Origin of the sequence: Synechococcus sp. PCC 7502 (genome assembly GCF_000317085.1) — a bacterium.
Classification (GTDB): Bacteria; Cyanobacteriota; Cyanobacteriia; order Pseudanabaenales; family Pseudanabaenaceae; genus PCC-7502.
In genome coordinates this window covers 606,249-631,989 of the sequence record NC_019702.1, presented here as the reverse complement: position 1 = coordinate 631,989, position 25,741 = coordinate 606,249, and the positions used below count along the sequence as shown (strand labels likewise).

17 protein-coding genes and 1 pseudogene are annotated in these 25,741 nt (G+C 42.0%); 6 read left to right on the top strand and 12 right to left on the bottom strand.

Going from position 1 to position 25,741, the window contains the following annotated elements; translation table 11 throughout:
• Positions 1-11 precede the first annotated feature (11 nt).
• Positions 12-299 carry a small RNA NsiR4-regulated ssr1528 family protein gene (locus SYN7502_RS03075; RefSeq protein ID WP_015167428.1) on the bottom strand — a complete coding sequence of 96 codons (288 nt, stop codon included), beginning with the start codon at positions 297-299 and terminating at the stop codon, positions 12-14.
• A gap of 315 nt (positions 300-614) precedes the next feature.
• On the opposite strand from SYN7502_RS03075, the gene SYN7502_RS03070 reads away from it, so the two are divergent.
• Positions 615-1,034 (top strand): single-stranded DNA-binding protein, encoded by a 420-nt coding sequence (locus SYN7502_RS03070; RefSeq protein WP_015167427.1) that lies wholly within the window; start codon positions 615-617, stop codon positions 1,032-1,034.
• A 15-nt stretch (positions 1,035-1,049) separates the two neighbouring features.
• On the opposite strand, the gene SYN7502_RS03065 is transcribed toward SYN7502_RS03070, so the two are convergent.
• From SYN7502_RS03065 to rpiA, 4 genes are all read right to left on the bottom strand, one after another.
• Positions 1,050-4,223: a SpoIIE family protein phosphatase gene (locus SYN7502_RS03065; RefSeq protein WP_015167426.1), complete on the bottom strand. Its 3,174-nt coding sequence runs from the start codon at positions 4,221-4,223 to the stop codon at positions 1,050-1,052.
• Between the two features lie 307 nt (positions 4,224-4,530).
• A complete protein-coding gene (locus SYN7502_RS03060) occupies positions 4,531-6,774 on the bottom strand; it encodes an NACHT domain-containing protein (RefSeq protein ID WP_015167425.1) in 2,244 nt (747 codons plus the stop codon).
• A 133-nt stretch (positions 6,775-6,907) separates the two neighbouring features.
• Positions 6,908-11,131: a DEAD/DEAH box helicase gene (locus SYN7502_RS03055; protein ID WP_015167424.1), complete on the bottom strand. Its 4,224-nt coding sequence runs from the start codon at positions 11,129-11,131 to the stop codon at positions 6,908-6,910.
• 143 nt (positions 11,132-11,274) lie between these two features.
• The gene (gene rpiA, locus SYN7502_RS03050) at positions 11,275-11,985 is read right to left on the bottom strand and encodes a ribose-5-phosphate isomerase RpiA (protein WP_015167423.1); all 711 of its coding nucleotides are present in this window, start codon (positions 11,983-11,985) and stop codon (positions 11,275-11,277) included.
• A 147-nt stretch (positions 11,986-12,132) separates the two neighbouring features.
• Here rpiA and murQ point away from each other — a divergent pair, with 147 nt between their 5' ends.
• From murQ to SYN7502_RS03030, 4 genes and pseudogenes are all read left to right on the top strand, one after another.
• Complete coding sequence (gene murQ / locus SYN7502_RS03045; protein WP_015167422.1) at positions 12,133-13,044, top strand: N-acetylmuramic acid 6-phosphate etherase; 912 nt, start codon at positions 12,133-12,135, stop codon at positions 13,042-13,044.
• 196 nt (positions 13,045-13,240) lie between these two features.
• Positions 13,241-15,250, top strand: a complete 2,010-nt coding sequence (locus SYN7502_RS03040; protein ID WP_015167421.1) for a GspE/PulE family protein — start codon at positions 13,241-13,243, stop codon at positions 15,248-15,250.
• A 36-nt stretch (positions 15,251-15,286) separates the two neighbouring features.
• Positions 15,287-16,409, top strand: a pseudogene (locus tag SYN7502_RS03035) (type IV pilus twitching motility protein PilT).
• Between the two features lie 27 nt (positions 16,410-16,436).
• Complete coding sequence (locus tag SYN7502_RS03030; RefSeq protein WP_015167420.1) at positions 16,437-17,651, top strand: type II secretion system F family protein; 1,215 nt, start codon at positions 16,437-16,439, stop codon at positions 17,649-17,651.
• Here the strand turns inward: SYN7502_RS03030 and miaA are convergent.
• The 6 genes from miaA to SYN7502_RS03000 form a co-directional block, all read right to left on the bottom strand.
• Positions 17,628-18,539 carry a tRNA (adenosine(37)-N6)-dimethylallyltransferase MiaA gene (gene miaA, locus SYN7502_RS03025; protein WP_015167419.1) on the bottom strand — a complete coding sequence of 304 codons (912 nt, stop codon included), beginning with the start codon at positions 18,537-18,539 and terminating at the stop codon, positions 17,628-17,630. The two genes, SYN7502_RS03030 and miaA, sit on opposite strands and share 24 nt — an antisense overlap.
• A gap of 14 nt (positions 18,540-18,553) precedes the next feature.
• A complete protein-coding gene (locus SYN7502_RS03020) occupies positions 18,554-19,267 on the bottom strand; it encodes an LbetaH domain-containing protein (protein WP_015167418.1) in 714 nt (237 codons plus the stop codon).
• A 4-nt stretch (positions 19,268-19,271) separates the two neighbouring features.
• A complete protein-coding gene (locus tag SYN7502_RS03015; protein WP_015167417.1) occupies positions 19,272-21,230 on the bottom strand; it encodes a ribulose bisphosphate carboxylase small subunit in 1,959 nt (652 codons plus the stop codon).
• Positions 21,231-21,302: 72 nt separating this feature from the next.
• On the bottom strand, positions 21,303-21,605 hold the full coding sequence (locus tag SYN7502_RS03010; RefSeq protein ID WP_015167416.1) for a EutN/CcmL family microcompartment protein: 303 nt from the start codon (positions 21,603-21,605) through the stop codon (positions 21,303-21,305).
• On the bottom strand, positions 21,605-21,952 hold the full coding sequence (locus tag SYN7502_RS03005; protein ID WP_015167415.1) for a carbon dioxide-concentrating mechanism protein CcmK: 348 nt from the start codon (positions 21,950-21,952) through the stop codon (positions 21,605-21,607). The genes SYN7502_RS03010 and SYN7502_RS03005 overlap by 1 nt, the downstream gene beginning before the upstream one ends.
• A gap of 96 nt (positions 21,953-22,048) precedes the next feature.
• The gene (locus SYN7502_RS03000; RefSeq protein ID WP_015167414.1) at positions 22,049-22,357 is read right to left on the bottom strand and encodes a carbon dioxide-concentrating mechanism protein CcmK; all 309 of its coding nucleotides are present in this window, start codon (positions 22,355-22,357) and stop codon (positions 22,049-22,051) included.
• A gap of 519 nt (positions 22,358-22,876) precedes the next feature.
• Here SYN7502_RS03000 and SYN7502_RS02995 point away from each other — a divergent pair.
• The gene (locus tag SYN7502_RS02995; protein ID WP_015167413.1) at positions 22,877-25,123 is read left to right on the top strand and encodes a heavy metal translocating P-type ATPase; all 2,247 of its coding nucleotides are present in this window, start codon (positions 22,877-22,879) and stop codon (positions 25,121-25,123) included.
• Between the two features lie 34 nt (positions 25,124-25,157).
• Here SYN7502_RS02995 and SYN7502_RS02990 read toward each other — a convergent pair whose 3' ends face one another.
• Entirely contained in the window at positions 25,158-25,736 is a 579-nt protein-coding gene (locus SYN7502_RS02990) for a Uma2 family endonuclease (protein WP_015167412.1), read from the bottom strand.
• Positions 25,737-25,741 lie beyond the last annotated feature (5 nt).

The following is a 25,741-nucleotide window of genomic DNA, read 5'->3' as shown; positions in this document are numbered from 1 at the left end:
TCACTACCTAATTAAGTACCGTAATAAAAAGCGATTTCTTTATCCTTGAGGGGTTTGAAATTGGCATCTATGAGGAGTTGATTTAGTTCAGCTTGCGGAATATGTTTTGCCCCAATTCTGACAATCCGCGATCGCATCGTATTAATTACCCCACTGCGTTGCCGACCTGCCTCTAATGCCATGACCTTGTGATACAGAGCTAGGGGAGCATCGGGAATTTGAGAACCATCAAAGTCTATACCTCTGGCGATCGCTTCATCAATGGCATCTGCCCCAGTTGTGCTTGTTAAATTTGACATAATATTACTCATCATTAAAGTTAAATTTCCAAGTTGATATTAGCGTAAATGCGATCGCTAAAGAATTGCTAAAGATGAGATGGTGTTAGTAGGGTAAGTTTTATGTGTTTTCAGAACTAGGATATTTTGTCATTATCTGCAAATTTGTCTGAATTTTGAGGATGAATTGGTAATGATTGAAGGTAGGATTAAACCAGTTTAATGATTAATTGGTTTAATTCATTAGTTAACTCATTTAGTTAATTTATTTAGTTAATTTAACTGTGCAGAGATTCAAGATAAAGCTAAAGTAAAAATATAGAGCAGGTTTAAGTTATGAATACCTTTATTCTAATGGCTGAAGTTTTTACAGAGCCAGAACTGCGATCCACCCCAGACAACCAAAATGAGGTTTCCAGTTTCTTGGTACAGTTTCCCGGCAAAAATGCTGAAGATACTCCCGCTCGACTCAAGGTTACAGGCTGGAATAACTTAGCTAAAGAGATCATAGAAAAAAAATATCAAAAGGGCGATCTCTTGATTATTGAAGGTCGTCTTCGCATTAATGTAATAGAACGCAATGGTTACAAGGAAAAAGTTACCGAACTAACTGCCCAGCGTATCCACCCCATAGATAAAGAGATTTCTACTCCAGCTAAAACTGGTGATTTAAACCGTCCAATTGCCCCATCTCCTGCTAAGTATGCTCCTCCTGCGGCATCAGTTATTGCCAAGGAAGATGATATTCCATTCTAAAAAGAAAAGGTTTCCCTAGCTGGCAGCATTAGATTTAAGGTGCTTATACAGCCAACTACAGCCACCTAAACAATTACGGCGATCTTCTTCGGATACATTTGTATTGGTTTTTAGATATTCCTGTAGCCAACTGCAACCCCGCATGAGCAAATTATCTAAATCCAAGTTCCAGAGAATTACGGATTTATCCGCACTTGCAGACATCAAGATTTTGCCATTGGCTGAAAAAGAAATACTCTTGACTGCGCTTTTATGTCCGTTAAAGGTTCTTAGTAAAGTACCATCTAGGCTCCAAAGTTGTACCAGAGTATCTTCACTAGCGGAGGCTATGGTTTTGCCATCGGGACTAAAACAAATACTGCGAACTTCGGCACTATGACCATTCAGGGTTTTAAGGAGGGAACCATCTACGCTCCAAATTTTTACACTTTGATCCATGCTACCCGAGGCAAAGGTACTATTATCTGAACTAAAGCAGAGGGTCAAAACTTCAGCACTATGTCCCTCAAAGCTGTAAACCAGTCTGCCATCCCAACTCCAGAGATTAATGATTTTATCTTTGCCTGCTGTAACTAACATACTGCCATCGGGACTAAAGCAAACGGCATAGACCTCTGCGGTATGCCCATTTAAGGTTTGTAACCATACTCCATCTGCGCTCCATAGCCTTACGCTGTTATCAGCACTGGCAGAGGCAAATACCTGTCCATCGGATCTAAAACTCAGGCAATAAACCTCTGATCTGTGACCATTGAGGGTGTCGATCGCCCTACCATCAGGACTCCAGGATTTAATACTACTGTCAGTGCTTGCCGATAGAATCACGGAGCTATCAGGGCTAATACAAATGCTATTGATGGCATCATTATGTCCAGACAAACTCGCTACTAAATTTCCCGCCATATTCCAAATATTTACATTTTTGTCTTTACCACCAGTGGCAATAAATTTACCGTTCGGACTAAAGGCTGCTGCCCAAACATCATCTTGTGCTAAGAGTTTCCGCAGGGGATTACCGCGAATATTCCATAATTTTACGGTTGTATCCCGACTGGCAGAAGCTAGACTTTTGCCATCAGGGCTAAAAGCTATACTATTAACGGCATCGCCATGTCCAGCTAGGTCTCTGAGTAAGGTGCCATCGGTATCCCAGACTTTGATCGTGCGATCGCTACCTGCGGAGGCAATGGTTTTACCATCAGGGGAATAGGCAACACTCCAAAGTTTATCCGTATGTCCGTGGAAAGTGCGTAAAAGTACTCCATCACTACCCCAAAGCTTCATGGTGCGATCGCGGCTACCAGAAATAATTGCCTGTCCGTGGGGCTCGTATGCCACAGCTTCCACAAAGCTATCATGTCCTTTGAGAGTCTTAACCACAGCCCCATTGATATTCCAAATAATTAGGGTGCGATCAGCACTTCCTGAAACCACCTCTTTCCCATTGGGGTTAAAAGCAACACAGGTAACCCAGCGTTCATGTCCACCTCGAAAAGTTTTAATTAAGGTACCATTGGCTTTCCATAGCCTTACGGTTGTATCTTCTCCCGCCGAGGCAATGTATTCACCATCAGAGCTAAAACAGACATCTAGGACTGGACCATCATGTCCTTTAAGCATAGTGGAGCCAGTTTCTTTGAAGGCACCAATGGTTTGATCCCAATTCCACAGCCTAATCATATTGTCCCGACTAGCAGAGGCGATCATTTTCCCGTTGGGACTAATAGCAACACTTGTAACCCAATTAGTATGTCCGTAGAGGGTTTGTAGTAATGTGCCATTGATATTCCAAACTTTGATCGTGCGATCGCTACTAGCGGAAACCAAAAACTTACCATCGGCACTGAAGCAGACTTTATTTACCCAAAAACCATGTCCTTCATAGCGGTTGTATTCATGGATTCCGTAAATTACTTGTTCTAGGGCGGTGATCGTGCGAATTTGCGTATTTGCTTTCAGGTGGGCAATGCCATTGGTAACTTGGGAAGTGAGTTGGCGAATTTTAACCCCAGCTATCACGCTAGAAATTAAAGCTTCAATGTGATTATGGGAAAGAAATAATGCCTCAGAGGACATGGTCAGAGCTACAATTCGCTCACTAATTTCTCCCATTTCCGCTTGAATGCGTTGCTGCTTTTCACTTTCTAGGCTTTTGGCAAGGTCTTGACTCAGTTTTTCGAGGCGATCGGCAGCCGCAGCCCTACTAGTAGCGGCCTCTAGTAATTGAGCCTGCATTTGTTCGCGCTCATTGACCCGTTCACTGGCTTCTAAAAATTCTGTATCCAGTCTACTTAAACTTGGTTGCGCCTTTGCCCAGCCTAAAGCTTCAACTAATCTGGTACCACGCAGTAAAGCGGAATCATCCTTTTCATCAGAGCGCATCCATGCCTGTAATGCTTCTTGGTAGGGGCAGTCCCGAGTTTTGGTCATCGCCACCTTTTGGTTCAGCTTAATCACCACAATGGATACGTCATCTTCGGGAATTTCCCGTCCCGTAAATTTATCTAGTGCCAGTTTTAAGCCAACCAAAATTTTTGCGGCGGGGAGGTGAGCCAAACTACTAATGACAAACTTTAACGGGCTAATACCTTTATCATTAGCAGTACCAAACTCATCTCCATTGGCATTGCTCGCTTCGTATAATCCATCACTAAAGAAAATGGCGATGTCACCTTCATTAAAAGGCTTGGTTAGGGTTCTGTAGGGGATGCCTTCGTATCGACCCAGTGCCATAGAGGGATTGACTGTTTCTTCACAGCTTTTTGTGGCAGCACGATAGATAACTGGACCAGGAATTCCCGCATTCCCAATTTGAAATTCATAGGTTTCTAGGTCTAAAACTCCATAGGCTAGAGCTACAGCATCATCGGTATTAGTGGCACATAGTAATTGATTCAGCGATGTCATCACCGTGGTAGGGTTCCGCAGTCTTCCTTGGGTCGCAAAAGCGTCTAATTGTCCTTTAAATAAAGCAGCATGAATGGCACCAGCCACAGACTTTCCCGAAGAGTCAGCGATCGCTACACCCAAAATTCCTGGTTGCTCTAAAAATTGATAATAGTCACCACCTAAATCCACCGCTGTCCATACATCCGCAGCAATATCTAGCCCCAGATAACTAGGGATAGCTTGAGGGAGCAAACTCCTTTGTAGTAATCTACCACTACTTAATTCGTCACTGGACGGCATAAACACATGATTTGTATAAGACCTATCAATGTAGCCCTAAAATCCCTAAAGTTACAAAAAGATAATTTAGTACTTTAATAATTTTATATTCTTAAACTAAAACTTTACCGATAGATTAATCTATTGACTATAGATAGACTATGGAGCTAGCGATCAGATTATAAACGCAAAGAACCACTGAATCTACATTGAGAGTCATAGATTTATAGGCAATTTATGGCGGTTGATCAAATACCTAGAATTGAGATTTAGTTCCTAATCACGGTGTTGCTAATATTTCTGAAATAGCCCCGATCTGGTAATTAATTTAAGGTTGCTGCCAAATTGGTAAAAACATCGTATCTAAAACAGCCTGCTTCACAGATAGAGAGATCGCACTGGTATTCAGGCAGTTCACTAAAAGTACATGGGCATCATGGTAACGCCTGAGTAAAGCTTCTTCAGTAGCACTAAAGCTCCAGTCTTGCGTACCCTTACGATGCTGAATTAAAAGACTGCGACAGTCCTTCGACCAGTTCATGCCATAGCTTTGCCACCAACTATTAAACTTATCTGCTTCAGTTGAGGGGTCGGGTAGTTGCTCCTTCAGCACTTGCAGCGATCGCCTTAGTTGCGGTTCCAATAATCCTGCTAGGTAGAGTATAGAATGATTAGCCACATATATTGCAAGGTGATGATTAAGGGCGATTGCGAGGTCGTAATCTGGATTTAAGGAAGTAACAGAGATGCCGCTAGTATCTTCATCTAGAGGCTTTTTTATGGCAGAGCCAGTGGTATCACCAGAGCGTTCCTTTAGTCTGTCAATGGTACGATTGCGGGTAATTTCGATCGCGCGATTCCGATCTTGAATCCGAAAGTTATTCAGGTCAATATCTAAATAAAAGGCGCGTAAGGTACTAGGCTGATAGGAAACTCTTAGGTAGTTGGAGTTTTTATTAATCCAGTCTAAGAATTCTTGAATATTTTGTTGCTTTTCTAGTATTTGATTAGCTTTTTTATGTAGTTTAATCACTAATTCGTCGGCATTTTCTAGCATTCCTGATGTTAGCAGAATTACATTTTGCCACCTTGGTTGTTCAAATCGAGATATTAAATAATTTAATGCCTGGGGATTAGAACTTTCGGCAATTTTCTTGGCTGTTAAATATTCTTGAAATGGACTGTAGGAGAAAGCATAGGTATCTTCGTGTCTCTGAGTAAGGATGCCATTTTTGAGGATGGCTTTTAAATCTAGCTCTTGATTAGATTGAGTAGGAGAAAAAAGAGATGCTATCAGATAATTTTCCTTAAATATATACTTACCAGCATCCATGCCTAGAAGAGCAAGACGACTCCAAGCATTAAGTTCTATGGGTAAGTTTCTAGTCGTAATATCTCGTTCTTGATCCCATTTCTTTAAGTATAAACCTAGACACTTATCAATAATTTCAAGGTAATTAAAACTACTTTTCGACTCAAAGATTAAGCATAAAAAAGTTAAAAGTAAGGGATTTTCGGCAAATTCTCTGATGGTTGGATTTTCAGCGATCGCTGCCATAAAGTTTTTGGTAATATCCCGATTATTAAACCATTGGCGAATAAATGTTTGAATTTGTTCATCATTAAATCTAGCAATCTGTACCTCTGAAAATTGCTCAAACCGATAGTCACAAACCCGACAGGTCACAAAAATATGATTGCGATGAAACTGATCGGCGAGATTTTTAACTTCCGTAATTACCTGTCTTTGTTTCGGTTGATCGACTTCATCCAAGCCATCTAGGAGAATTAGTAAATTGCCTTGATTTAAAAATTGCTCAATATGGTGCAAGTCTTTAATGCCATAGCTTAAAAATGTGGCTAGGATATATTCTGGTAGGGTTTTAGAACTTTCGGCAAAATCCTTAAGATAGATTAATAGGGGAACCAGTTCACCGTGAAAGTTACTATTGAGGCATTGCAGGACTAAATACTTTAAAAAAGTAGTTTTACCACTGCCCGCACCACCGAGGATGATTAATTTACTGTATTCTTTGATGGCATTGAGGGCGGGTACAGATTTCACCGCAACTCGGCTCAGGTATCGATCTAAATCTTCGGCATTCCCATCTCGTTTCAGGCGATCGCCAATCTTAGTCAAAATGCCAGAGCGATCGTTGATAAAACTCAGTCTTTCCCGTAGTTGTCCGATTTCCTCAACAATATTGATACTGGTATAAACCTCTTTTAGCTCCCTAGGTTCGGTCATGTCAGGGATTCTAATGCGATTACAGCGTTTGGTTAGATTTTCGTGACACTTTTGGCGGATTTCCTGCACGGTGCTGTCAATGCTCAAGGTGGCGGGAGGTGGTGCAGATTTATCAAATAATTCCTGCCAATTTAAGCTTAGTCCATCACAAATTTGGGCAAATAGTTGGGTGGGAATCGCTTCACCTCGGAAAAATTTATTCACATATAAGCTCGCCAACTTTAACTCTATAGCTAACCGCTCGGTGGTCATGGTTTTAGCAGCTAGAGCCAGATTTACTTTTTTAATGCCTTCGGGTGACAAATGCAGCGATCGCTCATTCATATATATTTAATTCGATTTTGAACTCGATTTCTAATTCGATGTTTTACCAGAGGTAAATTGAAGTTACCATAACCTAAGGCTTTGTTTGGAATAATCTTCAACCCCGCTTTAGAGTCTAAATTAAAATCTAAATTTAGGTATTACTGGTGATTAGGTTAAGTAAGTCATCGGTAGAAATTTTGCCACTGCTGTCAGTACCTTCTAGCAAGCTATCCGCCAGTTCCCGTTTATGGTGGTGCAGGTCAACAATTTTTTCTTCAATAGTGTTTTTTGCAACCAGACGATAGATGGTAACAGGTCGTTGTTGTCCGATGCGATGGGCGCGATCGCTAGCTTGATCTTCAACAGCAGGATTCCACCAAGGATCCATGTGAATTACATAGTCCGCTTCCGTAAGATTTAAGCCTGTACCTCCTGCCTTAAGACTAATTAAAAATACATCGCCCTGCCCCAACTGAAAGGCATCAACGCGTTTTTTGCGTTCCTTGGCAGGAGTACTGCCATCTAGGTACTGATAGCTAATGTTTTGCTGATCTAGGTATGCCCGAATAATTTGGAGATGATCAACAAATTGGCTAAATACTAAAGCCTTATGGTTATTTTCCAACAGTTCACCTATGACTTCACCAAATAATTGCAATTTAGAACTAGGAATCGGCTGCTCTGGCATTACCAACTGAGGATTACAGCACATCCGCCGTAGTTTCATAATTTCCGCGAGCATTTGCAGATGTTTTGCCCCACCCGTGGCATCACTATTAGTTAAGCGATCGATCGCCTGCCGTCGCAGAGCCTCATACATGGCAATTTCATCTCGACTTAAATCCACATGGAGCAGAATCTCGGTACGCGGGGGTAATTCTTGCAAAACTTGGGATTTGGTGCGGCGGAGCATAAAGGGTTGGATCAGTTTGCGTAATCTTTCCCTTGCCTGTTGATCCTGCGATCGCTCGATTGGATTCGCAAAGTCTTGATTAAACCGTTCAAGGGAACCCAATAAACCGGGGTTAATAAATCGAAAGAGATTCCATAGTTCGCCCAAGTGATTCTCAATGGGAGTTCCAGTGGTAATGAGCTTAAATCCTGCTTGCAGTTGCATTGCGCCCTGCGATCGCTTGGTGGCAAAATTCTTAATCCACTGTGCCTCATCTAAAACCACCGTCTGCCATTGAACTTGCGCCAACATAGTCGCGACAGATTCTTGTTGCAGTAACCCATAGCTACAAATTAACAGGTCAAAGGGCTTGAGATGATCGACTGTCTCTTGGCGATTTTTATCTAAATTGGCAAACTGAATAATATTTAGATCAGGGGCAAACCGTTCCGCCTCACTGACCCAGTTCAAGCATACCGAAGTGGGGGCAACCACTAAAGTCGCTCCTGCTGCTGCTCGACTGAGAATTAGAGCTAATGCCTGTAGAGTTTTACCTAAGCCCATATCATCCGCCAAACAAGCACCTACACCCCAGTGCGCCAGCTTTGCCATCCAGTTAAAGCCATCAATTTGATAATCCCGCAGTTCTGCTTTTAGGTTTTTGGGTACCTGTGGTTGCAGGTCTTTCATTTCCTTTAGGCGTTTGAGGTGTGACTGCCAATGGCGATCGGCTTTGACCTCCCCTGCGGCATCAACAAAATCCTCTAAAGCCATAGCTGCTAAGGGATGGAACCGTTGCCCCTTACCATGCTTTTCCGAATAGGCACGCAGGGTATCTAATTGTTGCCGCAGAGCTTGGGTTAATGCCAGAAATTCGCCATCACCCAAAGGAATAAACCGACTGGATGTTTGTCCGAGCAGTTCCATCAGTCGCTGCATATCCATCACTTCTTCTTCGCTCAGCTTTAACTCACCGCCTGCGGCAAACCAATCATTTTGGCGTTGAATTGTTAAGCGTAAATCCCCTAAACCAGATTGTTGTCTGATCTTAAACTTCTGCCCCTGTAGCCATTCAATAATTGCCCGATCGCCTAATTGTTGCAGTTCTAAAAGTATTTCTAAACAGGTTTCAGGGTCATCTATGATGTATTCGACATCGGTGGCAATTTGGGCAGATAGGGTGGGACAGTCAGCGATCGCCGAGGTTGCTAATTTCTGCTCTAGTTTAAGATTGCGGGTGGTTTGCAAACGTTTACCTTCAATTTCGGCAATTACAGTTTCGCCACCTTTACCCGGTTGATAGTAGGAGCCACCAGTGGCAAAAGGACGGCTTAAGACAGCAATTTTCAACCCACTGCCTGCAGGTAATAAATGAAAATGGGGCGTAGCTAGAGCCTCAACCTGTTCCACTTCAGTACCCCCACCAATATCCGAATGTACCGTCACAATGCTAGCAATGGAATTTATGGCATTTAGTACTTTATCTTTGGCGATCGCAGGCACTTCAAGTCGATGTTTATTCCCTAAAATTGCGGCAATTTTTTGATGTTCAGGGGAAACTTCGATGACTTTAATTTTGGTGGGTGATTCCTTAATTACGGTAATTTCTTGATCCTCAACAATGGGGGGAGAAAATTCTAAAATTAATCGATCCTTGGTTCCCTGCCTTACTAATAGCTCTGGCTCCCCTTTGACAATTTCCACACGGGTCGTAGGTGAATCCTCCCAAAATACCAAAGGATGTCCAACTAAAGCGGCGATTGCCCGTTCATTAAATTCATATTCTCCACTGCCATAGTAATAGTCTGACTCCACTTCAATGTGAGCGCAAACTTTTAAATCATGGTCGGAAAGATATTCCACTTCTCCCGATTTTTTCAGGCGTTTAAGGGCAATATTTCGTCCTGCACTCCATACCCCTTTAGCACTAATTTTTTGTTCCTTAGGTTGAATTGTCCAATTTTGCTGACGCAGAGTAATAAACCATGCCAACCGAAACCCGCTTCCAGATTTGGGCAGAGCGATCGGGATGGACTGTAATCGAGTCAGGGCATTGAGGGAAATTTCCCAGGGTTCTTGAATTTGAATAAGATCAACTAAAGAAATTAGCTGTGCTTCTTGGGGAAGAGTTTTAAGTCTAACGGAACTTTTAAGCGGATGAGTTTTATCTAACAACCGTTCAGCTTGGAGGGCAATCCAGTTATATCCTGCAGCTTCAGCCTGCCGACAAAACTTAAATAAAATATTTGGTAATTTAGCCTTGGCTGTTGCCTGATCCACCCAATATATACATAGGCTGGAAATTAAAACATCTAGGCAATTATTAAAATCATGGTGTTCAACTTGGTAATTTAGGCGATCGAGGGCAATGGGATTGCTCAGTAGGCTTTTTTGAGATTGATCCCCCTGCTGGAATTGAATGAGAGCCTTAAGGCGATTACTAATACTGGGAACTGCTAGATTAAATGATCGGGAGTTGGCAAATGTGGCGGCATTATCATAGTTTCCATCTTTAATTAATGCCAAAATTAGAATTAATACTGCTAATGATTGCTCTTGTTTAGTTTTTTTACCCAAGGTTTTGCTTAGATCGGCGATCGCCCCCGCATTATCTCCGACTAGAAATTTTGACCAACCCCACAGAATTTGATAGTTTTCTGGTTTCAGGTTTGTCTTTTGTTCAGGGGTTTGTTCTAGGTTTTGCTCTAACTTTTGTAAATGAATTTGCGCCGTTTCCACATAGCCCCTGAGTAATAATTGCTGAATCCATAGCCCATAGAGTTTAGGAGACGCATGGTTACCCTTATTAGTTAATTCTTTTTCTAGTAAAGCGATCGCACCATCGGCATTAGTTAATTTCCACTCTGAAGCCTCTAAGATTGCTGCCATTCCCTGTTCGTAGAAATCCTGTGATAAGGTGCTAAACCACTCGGGGGCAAAGGGGTTATCACACACGAGGTGCAGGAGGTCGATAACTTCAACTTTTTCTTTAGTGTAGGAGTAGGACAGAAAATCTTGAATCTGCTTTTTGACAAAGGGCATATCCTGCCGATAAATACCAATCCTTGCCTCTCGCACTAGATGGGCAAAACTAGTAAAACGCCGCACATCCTGCCTATAGGAGGTAGCAATGGGTAATTCCGATTCTACCTTCAGCACCATTGGCTCAAAGGTTCCCGATTTTATCGCTTCACGGGTAGCAATTTCCACAAAAGCAGGATGGCAAGCAATACCTAGATTAGACTGTACTAATAGTTCAAATTTAACAAGCCGCTCAACAATCGTTCTAAAACTGGCTGGGATTAATTGTTTTAGGTATTCCTCTTTGACGACGGTACGCAGACAGTCTAAAAAATCAGTTCTGTTAGTTGGGGCATAGATCACAGATGCTAGTTGAATGATCACTCGCTCTAAGGGCGTTACCTTGCGGTAGGTTTCCATCAGTTGCGATCGCAATTTTACTAAATCAACAGAATCAACCATGCCCAGCCACTCAGTATTCCAGAATATTTAACCCATGATACTATCTTCAACCTAAATATTCAGGAACTAGGTTGATCGACAACTATCTCTATAGCTGTTAGTAGTCTTGATTGGGTATATTTGGATGTATTTTGGAAACGTCGTTAAAATTCTCGGACTAAAGGCACTCCATCCTTAACCTCTCCCACCAGAACTACATCAGTCACATTCACAAATAAACCATTTTCTAGCACTCCTGGAATATTATTTAATGCCTGCTCCAGCCCCAAGGGATCGGGAATATCCGCAAATCTCACATCTATAACCATATTGCCCTGATCGGTAATCACTGGACCAGCTTTTCTCACACCCATACGTAAAGCAGGCACACCGCCCAATTTCTCAATTGCCCTAGTGACAGGAGCGATCGCCATCGGAATTACTTCCACAGGCACAGCAAAGGTAGAACCTAATTTATCTACTAATTTAGAACTATCAACTACAACAATAAAAGTATCAGCGATCGTATCCACAACCTTTTCACGGGTATGGGCAGCACCACCACCCTTAATCAAATTTTTACGTGGATCAACTTCATCGGCACCATCGATCGCTATATCAATTTTGCTCACATCATCCAAAGAGCGAATGGGAACTCCATACTTCTTTCCTAACACAATCGACTCAAAGGAAGTGGGAATTCCGATAATATCTGTCAATGCACCCGAAGCCAGCAAGGAACCCAATTCTTCGATCATAAAAGCAGCGGTGGAACCAGTACCGAGTCCTACTACCATGCCCGACTTTACCCGTTGAGCGGCGGCAATTCCCACCATTTGCTTCATTTGCTTGATTACTTCAGGGGATGGAGTCATGATAAAAAGTTATGTTAGTTAATTAATTTTTGATAAAACCCGAGCCAAATTATATTAGCTTAATTGGCATCCCTCTACTCAAACTTGATCCCTAAACTTTATCCTCAAAGTTGAAACTAATTGAACCCAAATTACCATCCCTAACCTATGACCATAGAACGTGGACATCTGCTCACCGAACAGGCAAATCCTAAAAGTGCAAATCTTGATCGCCTCTCCATTGCTGAATTAGTAGAGTTATTTAACCAAGAAGATACCTATGCTGTTGCTGCCGTGGGTAAAGAAAATGAACATATTGCTCAGGCGATCGCCCTAATTACCCAAGCCATCCAATCAGGTGGGCGCTTATTTTATGTGGGGGCTGGTACCAGTGGACGTTTAGGAGTCCTAGATGCCGCCGAATGTCCACCTACTTTTTGTACAGACCCTGATCTAATTCAAGGGATTATTGCAGGGGGATTACCCGCTTTAGTTAGAAGTTCAGAGGCTTTAGAAGATCGAGAACAGGACGGAGCTGAAGCGATCGCCCAGGCAAAGGTAACTAAAAATGATGTGGTTTTCGGAATCACCGCAGGAGGAACAACTCCCTATGTCCATGGAGCTTTAAAAACAGCACAGGCGATCGGAGCCAAGACCATATTTTTTACCTGCGTCCCAGCCGATCAAGTACCCACAAATTATGATTTAGAAATTCGCCCCTTGGTTGGCGCCGAAGTTTTAGCAGGATCAACAAGGCTCAAAGCTGGTACCGCCACCAAACTCGTACTAAATACAATCTCCACAGGGGTAATGGTGCAGTTGGGTAAAGTTTTTGGTAATCGCATGGTAGATGTGGCTGTTACTAATTCTAAACTGGGCGATCGCGCCACCAGAATCATCATGGACTTAACCGGTCTCGACCGTTCAACTGCCACAGACCTATTACAAAAATCTGGAAATCGAGTCAAATTAGCATTACTAATGCACTGGACAGGGTTAGATTCCGAGGCAAGCGATCGCCTACTAAATTCGCACCAAGGTCACCTTAGTCAATCTCTAGGTGAATTTAGAAATATTTAATAGGAATTAAGACTAGCAATTTAAGAGAAATGATGATTTATTTATGAAGAAATAAGGGCTGAGTTAAAACAAAAATTATTTTTATCTCAATCTTTAACCTCTAAAAGTTAATTAAAACGCTAATATCAACGCTAATATCTTAGTATCTGATTAAGTATCTAAATAATAGTTTTGCTCACCTGATTTCAAAATAGCTATGCCCCCATCTACTCCCACCAATAGAGTTAATGCCCTTGCCATTAGAAGTGGCAGAACTCCCTTTGAAGCAAAATTGATTGCAGATGGGCAAGCCACGCAAGAACAGTTTGACCAAGCTCGTAAAAAAAGCCAAGAATCAGGAATAACACTTGTTGCCGCCCTAGAAGACATTATTGGTCAAGCACTTGCTCCTGGTATTGTTCGCTTTTATAAGCAAGTTAACCTATTTGAGCTTAAAATACTCTATGGGCTGGAAAGCATAGATCCCGCCATTGAAATTGAAAAGTTTAACCCCGCCAAACTAAGTGAACTGATCGAAGCTAACGTAGTTCCAATTGCCACATGTCGAGAATATCAAGTTCTCCCCCTGTCAAAGGACGAATCATCCCTACTCGTAGCACTAGTCTCACCTGCTAACTCCAAAGCAGATACTGAACTTAAACGCATAGCAGATGCTCAAAAGCTCAGTCTTAAGAGGAGGGTGATTTCCCAAGAAGATTTCCTCACAATTTTTGACCAAATTATTGATCTGCAAGTTACAAAAAGTAAAAGTAATGATTCGGTCAGTGAAAAAGACCTAGAAATAGCAGATTTTGATGAAGGAGCTTCATTATCAGATGTTTCCGATCCCGATGACGATCTCGACAAATCCGTAGGTGAAAATTCCGCTCCGATTATTAAGCTTGTTGATCAAATTCTTGTCCGTGCCCTTAAAGAGGGAGTATCAGATATTCACATTGAACCTCAAGAAAAGGAGTTAAGAATTAGATTCCGCAAAGATGGGGTACTCAGACCCATGATTACCGATGAAGATAAGCAACTGCCACGTAAGATTGTTAACGCTGTTACCTCAAGATTCAAAATTATCTCTGACCTGAATATTGCTGAACGCCGTAAACCTCAAGATGGCAAACTTAAGCGTAACTTCCAAGGGCGCAGGGTAGATTTTCGGGTCAGTACATTACCTACTCCCTACGGTGAAAAGATCGTACTACGGATTCTAGACAACTCCAATACTCAGCTTGGTTTAGATAAACTAATTACTGATCCTGAAAGCTTAAAAATTATGCAAGACATGGCACGGCGACCATTCGGGCTGATTTTGGTTACAGGACCAACTGGCTCAGGTAAAACCACAACTCTTTACTCAACTCTAGCTGAAGCAAATGATCCTGGTATTAATATTAGTACCGCCGAAGACCCCATTGAATATAGCTTGCCCGGTTTAACCCAGTGCCAAGTGATTCGAGATAAGGGTATGGATTTTCCCATGATTTTACGGGCATTCCTTCGTCAAGACCCTGATGTGATCCTTGTGGGAGAAACTAGAGATAAAGAAACTGCGAAAACTGCCATTGAAGCTGCTTTAACTGGACACTTAGTATTAACAACTCTGCATACCAACGATGCTCCCAGTGCGATCGCCCGTCTTGATGAGATGGGGGTAGAACCGTTTATGACCAGTACAGCCTTAATTGGGGTTTTAGCACAAAGGCTACTGCGTAAAGTCTGTGATAATTGCCGCATTCCCTATAACCCTTCTAAAGAGGAAATTGAGCAGTTTGGACTACCAAAAAGCGATATGGAACTAACCTTCTATAAAGCTAATACTATTGGTCACGTTGAAATTGCGGCGGCTAAAGCAGGTAGAGGTCGAGTCTGTCCCAAATGTGGAGGCAACGGCTATAAAGGTAGAGTTGGCTGCTATGAAATCATGAAAATGACCGAGCGGCTACAAAGTGCGATTAATAAAGGTGCAACCACTGATGCGATCAAAGAAATTGCGGTAGCAGAAGGGATGAAAACTCTTATGGCTTACAGCTTTGATCTAGTGCGTGAAGGTAGAACCACCCTTGAAGAAGTCTTGCGTGTTACCTACACAGATAAAGGGCGAGAAGCGGAAGAACGGGCAAAACGTAAAACCAGCCTAGAATGTACAACTTGCCATGCCATCTTAAAACCAGAAATGATCGAGTGCCCTTACTGTACTACGGTTAGAGATATTTAAACTTATAGAAGAATAGAGGAGAATACAACTATGGTAATGGACTATATTATTGAGGACTTAATGGAAGAGGTAGTGGAGCGCAAAGCTTCTGACCTTCATATCTCGGCTGGTTTACCTCCTTATATTCGGATTAGTGGACATCTCACACCTACCGATCGCGATCCACTTACCCCTGAGGAAACCCAAAGGCTGATCTTTGCGATGTTAAACAATAATCAGCGTAAAATATTTGAGCAAAATTGGGAACTAGACTGCTCCTACGGAGTTAAGGGCTTAGCTAGATTTCGGGTCAATGTTTATAAAGATCGAGGAACAGTTGCTGCTTGTTTAAGGGCATTATCTTCTAAAATTCCCGACATGGATGATTTGAAGCTACCCCCAATTGTGAAGGAATTATCGGAGAAACCTAGGGGATTAGTACTAGTAACAGGTCCGACTGGATCAGGTAAAACGACAACCCTAGCAGCAATGATCCAAACCATTAATAAAACTAGAGCCGAGCATATTCTGACGGTTGAAGACCCCATTGAATTTGTCTACGAATCTGTCAAAAGTGTCATTAATCAAAGACAGGTTGGTGAAGATACTAAAAGTTTTGCTTTTGCGCTCAAAGCTGCCCTAAATGAGAGACTTAGAAACAATTCAATTAGCAGTATCGGCAGCAGAAACAGGGCACTTGGTATTCGGCACATTGCATACTAGTTCGGCAGCCCAAACCGTAGATAGAATGGTAGATGTATTCCCACCTAGTCAACAGGGACAAATTCGGGTGCAATTATCTAACTCTCTCGTTGCTGTCCTAAGCCAAACTTTAATTCCACGGGCGAATCCCCAACCTGGGCAGTTTGGTCGAGTCATGGCACAGGAAATTATGATCGTAACTCCAGCAATTTCTAACCTGATTCGGGAAGGTAAAACGGCACAGATGTATGGGTTTATCCAAACGGGAGGTAAAGAGTCCATGCAGACCCTAGAGTCAGTTTTAGCAGATTTATACAAAGAAGGTGAGATTAGCTTTGAAGCTGCAATTTCTAAAACTTCTCGTCCTGAGGAATTACATCGTTTGGTTGGTCCAAATCCAGCTTCTGTAGTTCGTAAAAAGGCTGTGTACGATCCCAAGGATCAATCTCTTATTAAGTCCCGCTCCATTAGTGGTTAACCATAGGTCTCTAAAATAGGTAAAAGTATGCCCAAATTTAAATGCGATCTTAAAAATGCCCAAGGCATCTCGGTAAAACAAACTATTATTGCCGAATCCATCAAAGAAGCTCGGGATAAAATGCGTGAGCAAGGTTTCTCGATTGTAGAAATTAAGGAAGTAGCTGATGGTTTTAGCCTTGAAAAACTATCCATGTCTATAAAGAAAGTTACTGTCAAGGATAAGGCAATTTTTTCCCGTCAGTTAGCAACCCTTGTAAATGCTGGCGTATCAATAGTAAGAGGCTTAGGTGTTTTAACAGATCAATGTGAGAATCCTAAGCTTAAAGTATCTCTTAAAGACATTCTTGCGGATGTGCAGCAGGGAGCCAATCTTTCTGATGCCATGCGTAAACAACCTGAATGTTTTGATAAACTTTACTGTGCCATGGTTGAAGCAGGTGAAGCAGGGGGGGTGTTGGATGATGTATTAGGTCGCTTGGCAAAATTGCTAGAAGATTCAGCACGGCTCAATAACCAAATTAAGTCAGCTATGACCTATCCAGTTACAGTATCAATTCTTGCAGTTTTAATTTTTGTAGGGATGTGTGTATTTATACTACCCACCTTTGAAGGTGTATTTAAGCAGTTGGGTGGAGAATTGCCAACTTTTACGCAAATATTAGTAAATATCAGCTTATTTTTAAGAAGCCCTCAAGTTCTCCTTATTCCAATCGTAATTGTCATCATCGGTGCTATCTATGGTTATATTTACAGTACTCCCCCTGGCAAATTATATTTAGATGGACTCTACCTTAAATTACCTCTATTTGGTGATTTGCTTAGAAAAACTGCTGTAGCTAGATTTTCTCGTACTTTTGGCTCCCTTTCGAGAGCAGGTGTACCAATTCTAGGTGCCTTGGAAATTACGGGTGAAACGGCTGGCAACCAAGTTTTAACCAATGCTTTAGCTACGGCAAGGCAAGTGGTAAGAGAGGGAGGGCAAATTGCTCCAGCTATTGAGAAAGAAGAGGTTTTTCCAGCGATGGCAATTCAGATGATCACAATCGGTGAGGAAACTGGGGAACTGGATAAAATGTTGATGAAGGTGGCTGACTTCTACGAAAATGAAGTGGAAGAGGCAGTCAAAGCTTTAACTAGTATTATGGAGCCTCTGATGATTGTAGTATTGGGGGGTATGGTAGGTTCAATCCTTGTGGGCATGTATCTTCCGATCTTCTCAATTATGGATAAAATTAAGTAAGTCTTCAATATTGTTAAAACTTGAGTCAAAATTTTGGGGGTTATTAATCCAATTTACCTCCCCGTAACTTTTTGAGTTAAACCAAGTTCTCTGGTGTTTAGCAAATTGCAGGGTATGCTTAACAGTTAATTCTTTTGCCAGTTCAAGATTGATTTGTCCTGATAGGTATGTTCCCATTTCCTTATAGCCTAATGTGGATAGTAAAGGTAAACCGCTGCCATACTGATTTTGGATAAATTTAATTTCTTCGAGCCATCCTTGCTTGAGCATGTGTTCGATGCGATCGCTCACAATTTTTTTATAGATTTCTAGGGGAGGACTGGATATACCAATTTGGCAGATAGGATAGGTGGGCGGATGTTCACCCTGTTGCTCAGTTAGGGGTTTTCCAGTTACATAAAATACTTCTAAAGCCCTAATGGTTCTAGCTTGATCGTTGGCATGAATTTTAGATCGGGGATCAACTTGTTGCAGGATTTGGTGACATTGGCTTTGTCCTAGCTCTAACAACTGCGATCGCAAGTAATAATTAGGTGCAACTCTAGGAATTTGCATACCCGCAACTATAGATTTGATATACAAACCTGTACCTCCAACCAAAATTGGCGTAATTCCTTGGGCATGGAACTCAGCAATTAATTTTTGTGCTTGTCCTTGATATTCCGCTAGGGTCAGAGTGGTGTTGGGTTCAGCAATATCAATTAAATAGTGGGAAATTCCCTGCCGTTCCGTAAGGTTAGGCTTAGATGTACCAATATCAAAATGTTTATATACCTGCCGAGAATCTGCACTAAGAATGGGAGCATTAAATTTTTGAGCTAGCTTAATGGCTAGACTGGTTTTACCAGTGGCAGTAGCTCCTAAAACAACAATTAAGCCTTTATTCAAGTTAATTTCAGTAGTTAAGAGGTTTTATTATCGTTAAGAGGACGATTTAAAGACTGCCGATGGGGTAAGAGCTTTGCCAGCAATCGATTTAGATTTTCCTGTCCATAGACTTGGGGAGTGGATTCAGTGCCTTTGATCGATTCCTTAATTACAATAGAAGTCTCAGAGCGATCGCTCGATGATTCAGTTAGTTGCACCTCAGAGGATGACTCAATAACTAGAGTTGTTTTATAGGCTTGGGGTTCTTGGTATTGATTATTCTCAAAGGATGGGAGAGGTTGATTTATAGTCTGGGTTGAAATCTGGGAAATATCAGGCTCTACCTTAGCTGAATTTACCAATACTTGAGGTTTTTCTGATTTTTTTTCTAAACGGTTAGATATATCTATTCCGAGTAAAGACCCCGCTATTACCAAGTCGGCATTAGGGATAGATGTATTAAATACAGTTGTCATTGAGCCAACACACGCGTTTGCCCCAATTTTGACTGCTCCCACAATTAAAACTCCAGTACCGATAGTCACGCCAGCTTTAATCTCGATTTTACCCTTAAAGGCATGAATAATGGTACCCATGCCAATACAGGTTCCAGACTCAATGATGATTTGGCTATCGGGATCAGCTTGAATTAACACTCCAGGGGCGATCGCTACATTGGGTTGGATAGTGACATCACCACTGACATGAAAATCAGAATAATTGACTGAATGTAGTGGCTGTAAGAGCATGTCTTTACTTAGTGGGGCGTTGCACCATTAGTTCTAAAACTCGGCGCTTGGTTTTAGTGTCAGTCCCGATGACTCGTACGTATTCACCGCTATGCTCTTGAATAATTTGTTCCAGTTGAGAAAGGGTAGTAATAGTACCAGCAGTCTGCCAAGAACCAGTCTTAAATCTACGGCTATCCACTGCTTCCACTGTCACCCGATGTCCTTGACCAAAAAGTTGGCTAACTTGGCTTGCTACATCAGAATTAAGACTACTTGGAGATGAGCTGGAAGAGTAAGAGTTAGCCTTCGTAGAAGTAGCCACTGTACCAAAACCTACAGCTTTAGGGGGAACGCTAAGGACTTTTCCATTAGGACGCTGTACGATCGCTTCCACCAAACGACGCTTAGATTTAGGGTCAGTGCCAATGACCTTGACATAATGTCCTTGATGCTCGTTGGTGATTTGATCTAATTGGGATAGGGAGGTAATAGCACCAGCAGTCTGCCAAGAACCGGTCTTGAATCTGCGCTCATCTACCCACTCCACTGTCACCCGATTACCTTGGGCTAGAAGTTGATTTATGGTTGTTGTTACGTCAGAGCCAACTACAGTCGCAGTATTAGAACTACTCTTGCTAGGACTAGCTGCATTGGCTACATACTTACCATTAGGACGCTGCACGATCGCTTCCACCAGACGACGCTTGGATTTAGGATCAGTACCAATGACCTTGACATAATGCCCTTGATGTTCGTTGGTGATTTGATCTAATTGGGATAGGGAGGTAATAGCACCAGCAGTCTGCCAAGAACCAGTTTTGAATCTGCGCTCATCCACCCATTCCACTGTCACTCGATTACCTTGGGCTAGAAGTTGATTTATAGTTGTTTTTACGTCAGAAGCGATCACTCCACTGGGGGGAAATCCAGAGGAACTATTACGAGAACTGGGGGCTGTGTAAGAATTAAGAGCAGAGGCATTAAATACGACCTTTTCATGGGGACGTTGAATGATTTGCTCTAAAACTCTGCGCTTTGCCTTAGTATCGATGCCAATCAGTCGAATATATTCGCCGCTATGTTCGTTCAGACAGGATTCTAATTCAGCAATTACCTCTGCCTCTCGAATAGATTGAAAAGGAGCGCAGCTTGTCCATGAACTGGTACGAAACCGTCGATCATCAGCATGCTCGGTGCCGATCTTATAGCCTTGAGACAAGAGTTGTCTTACCTGCTCTACAATTTGATTACCTGAGATATTACCTGAAGTGGTTGAACTAATAGTTGAATTCATGCCAGTAACTATTTCTACATTTATAGGTGAATTAGAAGGTGAATTAGAAGAAGTTTTGGGATTATTTTGGACGCGAATTGGAGTAATACAGGCAATGTCATCGGCACAGCGATAGCCCGTTCGTAACGCATCATTAATACCAATTACATGTTCAGCAAACTTAGTATCTCCTGCCTGTACATCCGATAGACGATCTGCTTGCTCTTGGGAGGTAATAATAGAACCAGATGGGACATACTTACCCGGTGGAATTTCCACATCTTCAATCAGACAGTGCATCATCACGATACAACCATCACCAACTCTGGAGTTAAAAACTGTGGAGCGAAAGCCAATAAAGCAATGATCGCCAACGTAGGCAGGTCCATGAATCAGTGCCATGTGGGTAATGGATGTATCATTACCAATCCAAACTGAGTAGGAACTTTGATCATCCCCTGTAACTCTACCCTGCTCTAACCCGTGAATTACTACACCATCTTGGACATTTGTGCCTTCGCCTATATAAAAAGGCTTACCTTCATCGGCACGAATCGAAGTTCCAGGGGCGATTAAAACGTTAGCGCCAATGCGGACATCCCCAATAATATTAGCGGAAGGGTGAATATAGGTGGATTTATCGATTTTGGGTTCAGCTAATCCTTTTGACCAAGGCGTGGGAGGAGCCGCATAACTACGGACTGCCATAGGGAAATTCTCCTAACTAAATCAGAAAGTAAAAATATTAAATTGAAGTTACGTTTAAGTTATTAACAGGCTTTAACGATATTGTTCTCTTTTGCTATAAATCAGGCGATCGCTGACATTAATAGAATCAATAATTGCTATAACCGCGGCATCAACAGGGCGTTGTTCGCCTCTAGGAATTTGGCGGGCAGCACTACCCCGGCTTACTAATACCCACTCATCAATGCCTGCACCAATGCTATCGGCTGCAACCTCATATAACGGTAATGGCTGTCCCTCCTGATCCAATATTTGTAAAAGGAGGAACTTTACCCCGGTTAAACTAGGTTCTTTCTGGGTGCTGACGATTGTACCCAGGACTCTAGCTATTTGCATTATGGTCTAGAAACGGGAAGAGGACGGATGCCGCTAACATTTTCACGGAATGGTTCCACTGCTTCGGTGTAGCGAATGGGTAGAACGTATTCCAGGTTTTCGTGGGGACGAGCGATGATGTGGGTAGAAAGAACTTGTCCGCCATTAACACGCTTGACTGATTCAACACCAGCCGCTACGGATGCTTGAACTTCTGATACATCGCCACGGACGATTACAGTCACTCGACCAGTACCAATTTTTTCGTAACCAACTAGGGTGACGCGGGCTGCCTTTACCATCGCATCGGCTGCTTCTACAACGGCGGGAAAACCTAGGGTTTCAATCATTCCAACTGCAATTGCCATGAGTATTTATCCTTAATTATGCGTTTTCGTTAAATTATTGAGAGTGAAAGTGAAAGAGTGTGAAATTAAGATTGTGAGTCTGATCTAAACAAGTGATTAAACACGGAACATTTCTACATCTTCGGTATAGCGAATGGGTAAAACATATTCCAGGTTTTCATGGGGACGAGCAATGATGTGAGTAGATAAAACTTCACCTCCATTTACACGCCTTGCCGCATCAACTCCAGCAGCAACAGAAGCCTGCACTTCGGAAACATCTCCGCGCACGATTACAGTGACACGTCCAGTTCCAATTTTTTCATAACCCACGAGGGTCACACGGGCTGCTTTTACCATTGCATCGGCTGCTTCTACAACGGCGGGGAAGCCTTGAGTTTCTATCATTCCTACAGCGATCGCCATATCGGGTTCTCCGAAATTCTCCTATGAATTTTGTATTTGTGTTGGGACGTTGGTTTAGTCAATAGCAACTATAAATCCTGCTAGATGTTTAATCGCGACGGGTATAGTCATTATTGAATATGTAACAGACTTTACGATCCTATGATCCAGAATATCGCTACGGCGGAGCTTTTGCAATAAAGTAGGATTATAGTTTTATATTCTTAATATTAGGAAAACTAATACCCAGATTGTTATAAATACTGTTTTGAGAAATCAGATTTGGTAGCTTAATTCCCATATATCAGAATATAGCTGAGTGTGTACCATCTACTATTGACAATTTATACATATACCTGCAGTGGTCAGTGTATCTATCTATGGATAGGTACTATATACTTAGTCGTAGGTGGTATTTAAGTGGAAAAATGATAGCGAAATGACGATCGCTTAGTTATAGAGATACCTATAATTTTTGTAGGATAGAAAATCTGTAAGATAGTGAGATAGATAATTTTTAAAGAGTAATTTTGAAATTTCATGACTAATACTACGGTCTCTGCGATCTCTACTCAGTTATTCCTAGAGGTTAAGGGGATGAAATGTGCAGGTTGTGTGGCTGCGGTAGAGAAAAAGCTACTAACTTGTGCGGGGGTGCGGGCAGTCAGTGTGAATTTAATTACAGAGCGGGTGGCGATCGCCTATGATCCTGAAACTAAATTAGACCTTGTTTTGGCTGAGGTTACTAGTGCAATCTCTCAGTTGGGATTTACGGTGTCGCCCATTTCAAGTAAGCATCCAAGTAAGCACTTAGCCGATATTAATGGTCAGAATCACAAAAATTCTGGCAACTCGACAATTAAACCAATTAAGTTAGAACTTTTACTGGCGATTGGATTAATTTTACTGGCAATTGTTGGACATTTAGGCTCCATGACAATTTTGGGGAATATGTCTGCCCATGCAGCGATCGCTACGGTGGCTTTAATTACTTCAGGTTGGGAGATTTGGCGAGATGGCTTTAGGGGGCTATGGTTTCGAGTGCCAAATATGAATTCCTTGGTAAGCTTAGGTGTAATTTCCTCCTATTTTGCCAGTGTTGTTGCCTTAGTTAAACCAGAATTGGGCTGGGATTGTTTTTTTGAAGAGCCAGTCATGTTGTTGGGGTTTGTATTGTTGGGGCGATCGCTTTTGTCCATAGCTACAAACCAAGCATCTCAGTCTATGCGCACACTTATGAGCTTACAACCTCAGAGGGCAAGGTTAATAATCGGGGAATTAGAAGTCCAAACTGCTGTGGAGGATTTACAAATTGGAGATCGCCTAATCGTCCTCCCCGGTGAAAAAATTCCCATTGATGGTGCCATTATTAAAGGTATTACCAGTGTGGATGAGTCCATGATTACTGGGGAGTCAATGCCTGTAATTAAGCAAGTAAACTCTAGGGTTACAGGTGCCACCCTCAATCTATCGGGGGTAATTACCCTAGAAGTTATGCAAACCTCAGAGCATACAACTTTAGCCCGCATTGTATCCTTGGTCGAAGCAGCACAGGCAAGTAAAGCTCCCATTCAACATTTAGCTGATACCGTAGCAGGCTATTTTACCTATGGAGTCATGGCGATCGCTACTTTGACTTTTCTAGTATGGTGGGGATTAATACAGGCAGAAATTTTGTTTAGCCTCAAACAGGCAATTACGGTTTTAGTAGTGGCTTGTCCCTGTGCTTTGGGCTTAGCTACTCCCAGTGCCATTATGGTCGGAACAGGTATTGGAGCAGAGCAGGGTATTTTAATTAAAGGTGGGGCTAGTTTAGAAAAAATCTATGACCTTTCAGCGATCGCCTTTGATAAAACAGGTACCTTAACCCTTGGACAACCGCAAGTTACTGACGTGTTACCAATTAACGACCATATTAATCTGATTCAAATTGCTGCTAATGCTGAAACTGGAGCAAACCATATTTTAGGGACGGCAATTATTGCCAAAGCCCAGAGCGATAACTTAGTTATAGAATCAGCAGAAATCTCTGAAACTGGATCAGGGGTGCAAGCCAAAGTTGCCAGTAAAGTAATTTTAGTAGGAAATCAAGATTGGTTAAGAGATCGCCATGTGCATATTCCTGAGGTGTGGCTAGTAAAGGCGAAACATCTGGCTGATCAAGGTAAAACCCCTGTATTTGTATCTGTTAATTCTGAGTTTATGGGCATTATTGCCATTCAAGACCCCATTAAACCCGAAGCTCCTCAACTGATTAAGTCTTTACAAGATTTAGGGTTACAGGTATGGATGCTTACTGGCGATCGCTCTGAAACTGCTCAAGTAATTGCCCAAAGCTTAAATATAAATTCGGAGCGGGTGATTGCTGAAGTTAAACCCGATGGTAAAGCACAGGCGATCGCTCAATTACAAAATCAAGGCTATAAAGTGGCAATGGTCGGAGATGGGGTGAATGATGCTCCAGCATTAGCTCAGGCGGAAGTGGGAATTGCGTTGCGATCAGGTACGGATGTGGCAATGGAAACAGCAGATATGGTATTGATGCGAAATGATATTAGCGATGTCTTAGCTGCCATCAAATTGAGTCGAGCTACTTTTCATAAAATTCGCCAGAACCTATTTTGGGCATTTGCCTATAATACCCTGAGTATTCCCATCGCTGCGGGTGTGCTGTATCCCAACTTTGGTATTTCCATGAATCCTGCGATCGCTGGTTTAGCTATGGCACTTAGTTCAATTAGTGTAGTAGTTAGTTCTTTAAGTCTAAAATTCGTTAAAATTGGTTAGGTGATTTCTATCCGATGCTCATATTTTCCCTTAGTTAAGGAGCTTCAAACTGAATATTTTGATATAAATCTGTCAGCGCAATTTCCACAGGAATTGATTCCAAAGCCACTATTTCACCTATATTATTATATTCTCGAAAAATCCATTGATGATTGCTGATTTTTGTATATTGTTCAACACTGGGGGCATACTGATCAATTAGCAAATATTCCTGAAAACTGGCGATTGTGCGATAAGCTGTAAACTTTTCATCCTTATCATAACTTCTTGTTCCTTGAGATAATACCTCGGCAATCAGTAAGGGATTGGTAATACTATCAGTTCGCCCTGCCTGTAATTGGATAGGTTCAGACACAACCATCACGTCAGGATAGGTAAACTTGTTTAATTGTGGAATCCACAGTCTTTGATCCGTAATAAAAGTGCGATAAAGTTTTCCCCTAAGGGCAAGTTTGATGATAATTAGGAGGTTGCTGGCAATATCATTATGATTTGGTGTTCCCCCAGTCATTGGTATAATTTCCCCATTAATATACTCATGGCGACCTTCAGCATTTACCTCAAACTCCAGATATTCTGTGGCAGTATAAATTTTTGATTTAGTTAAGGTCATAGACT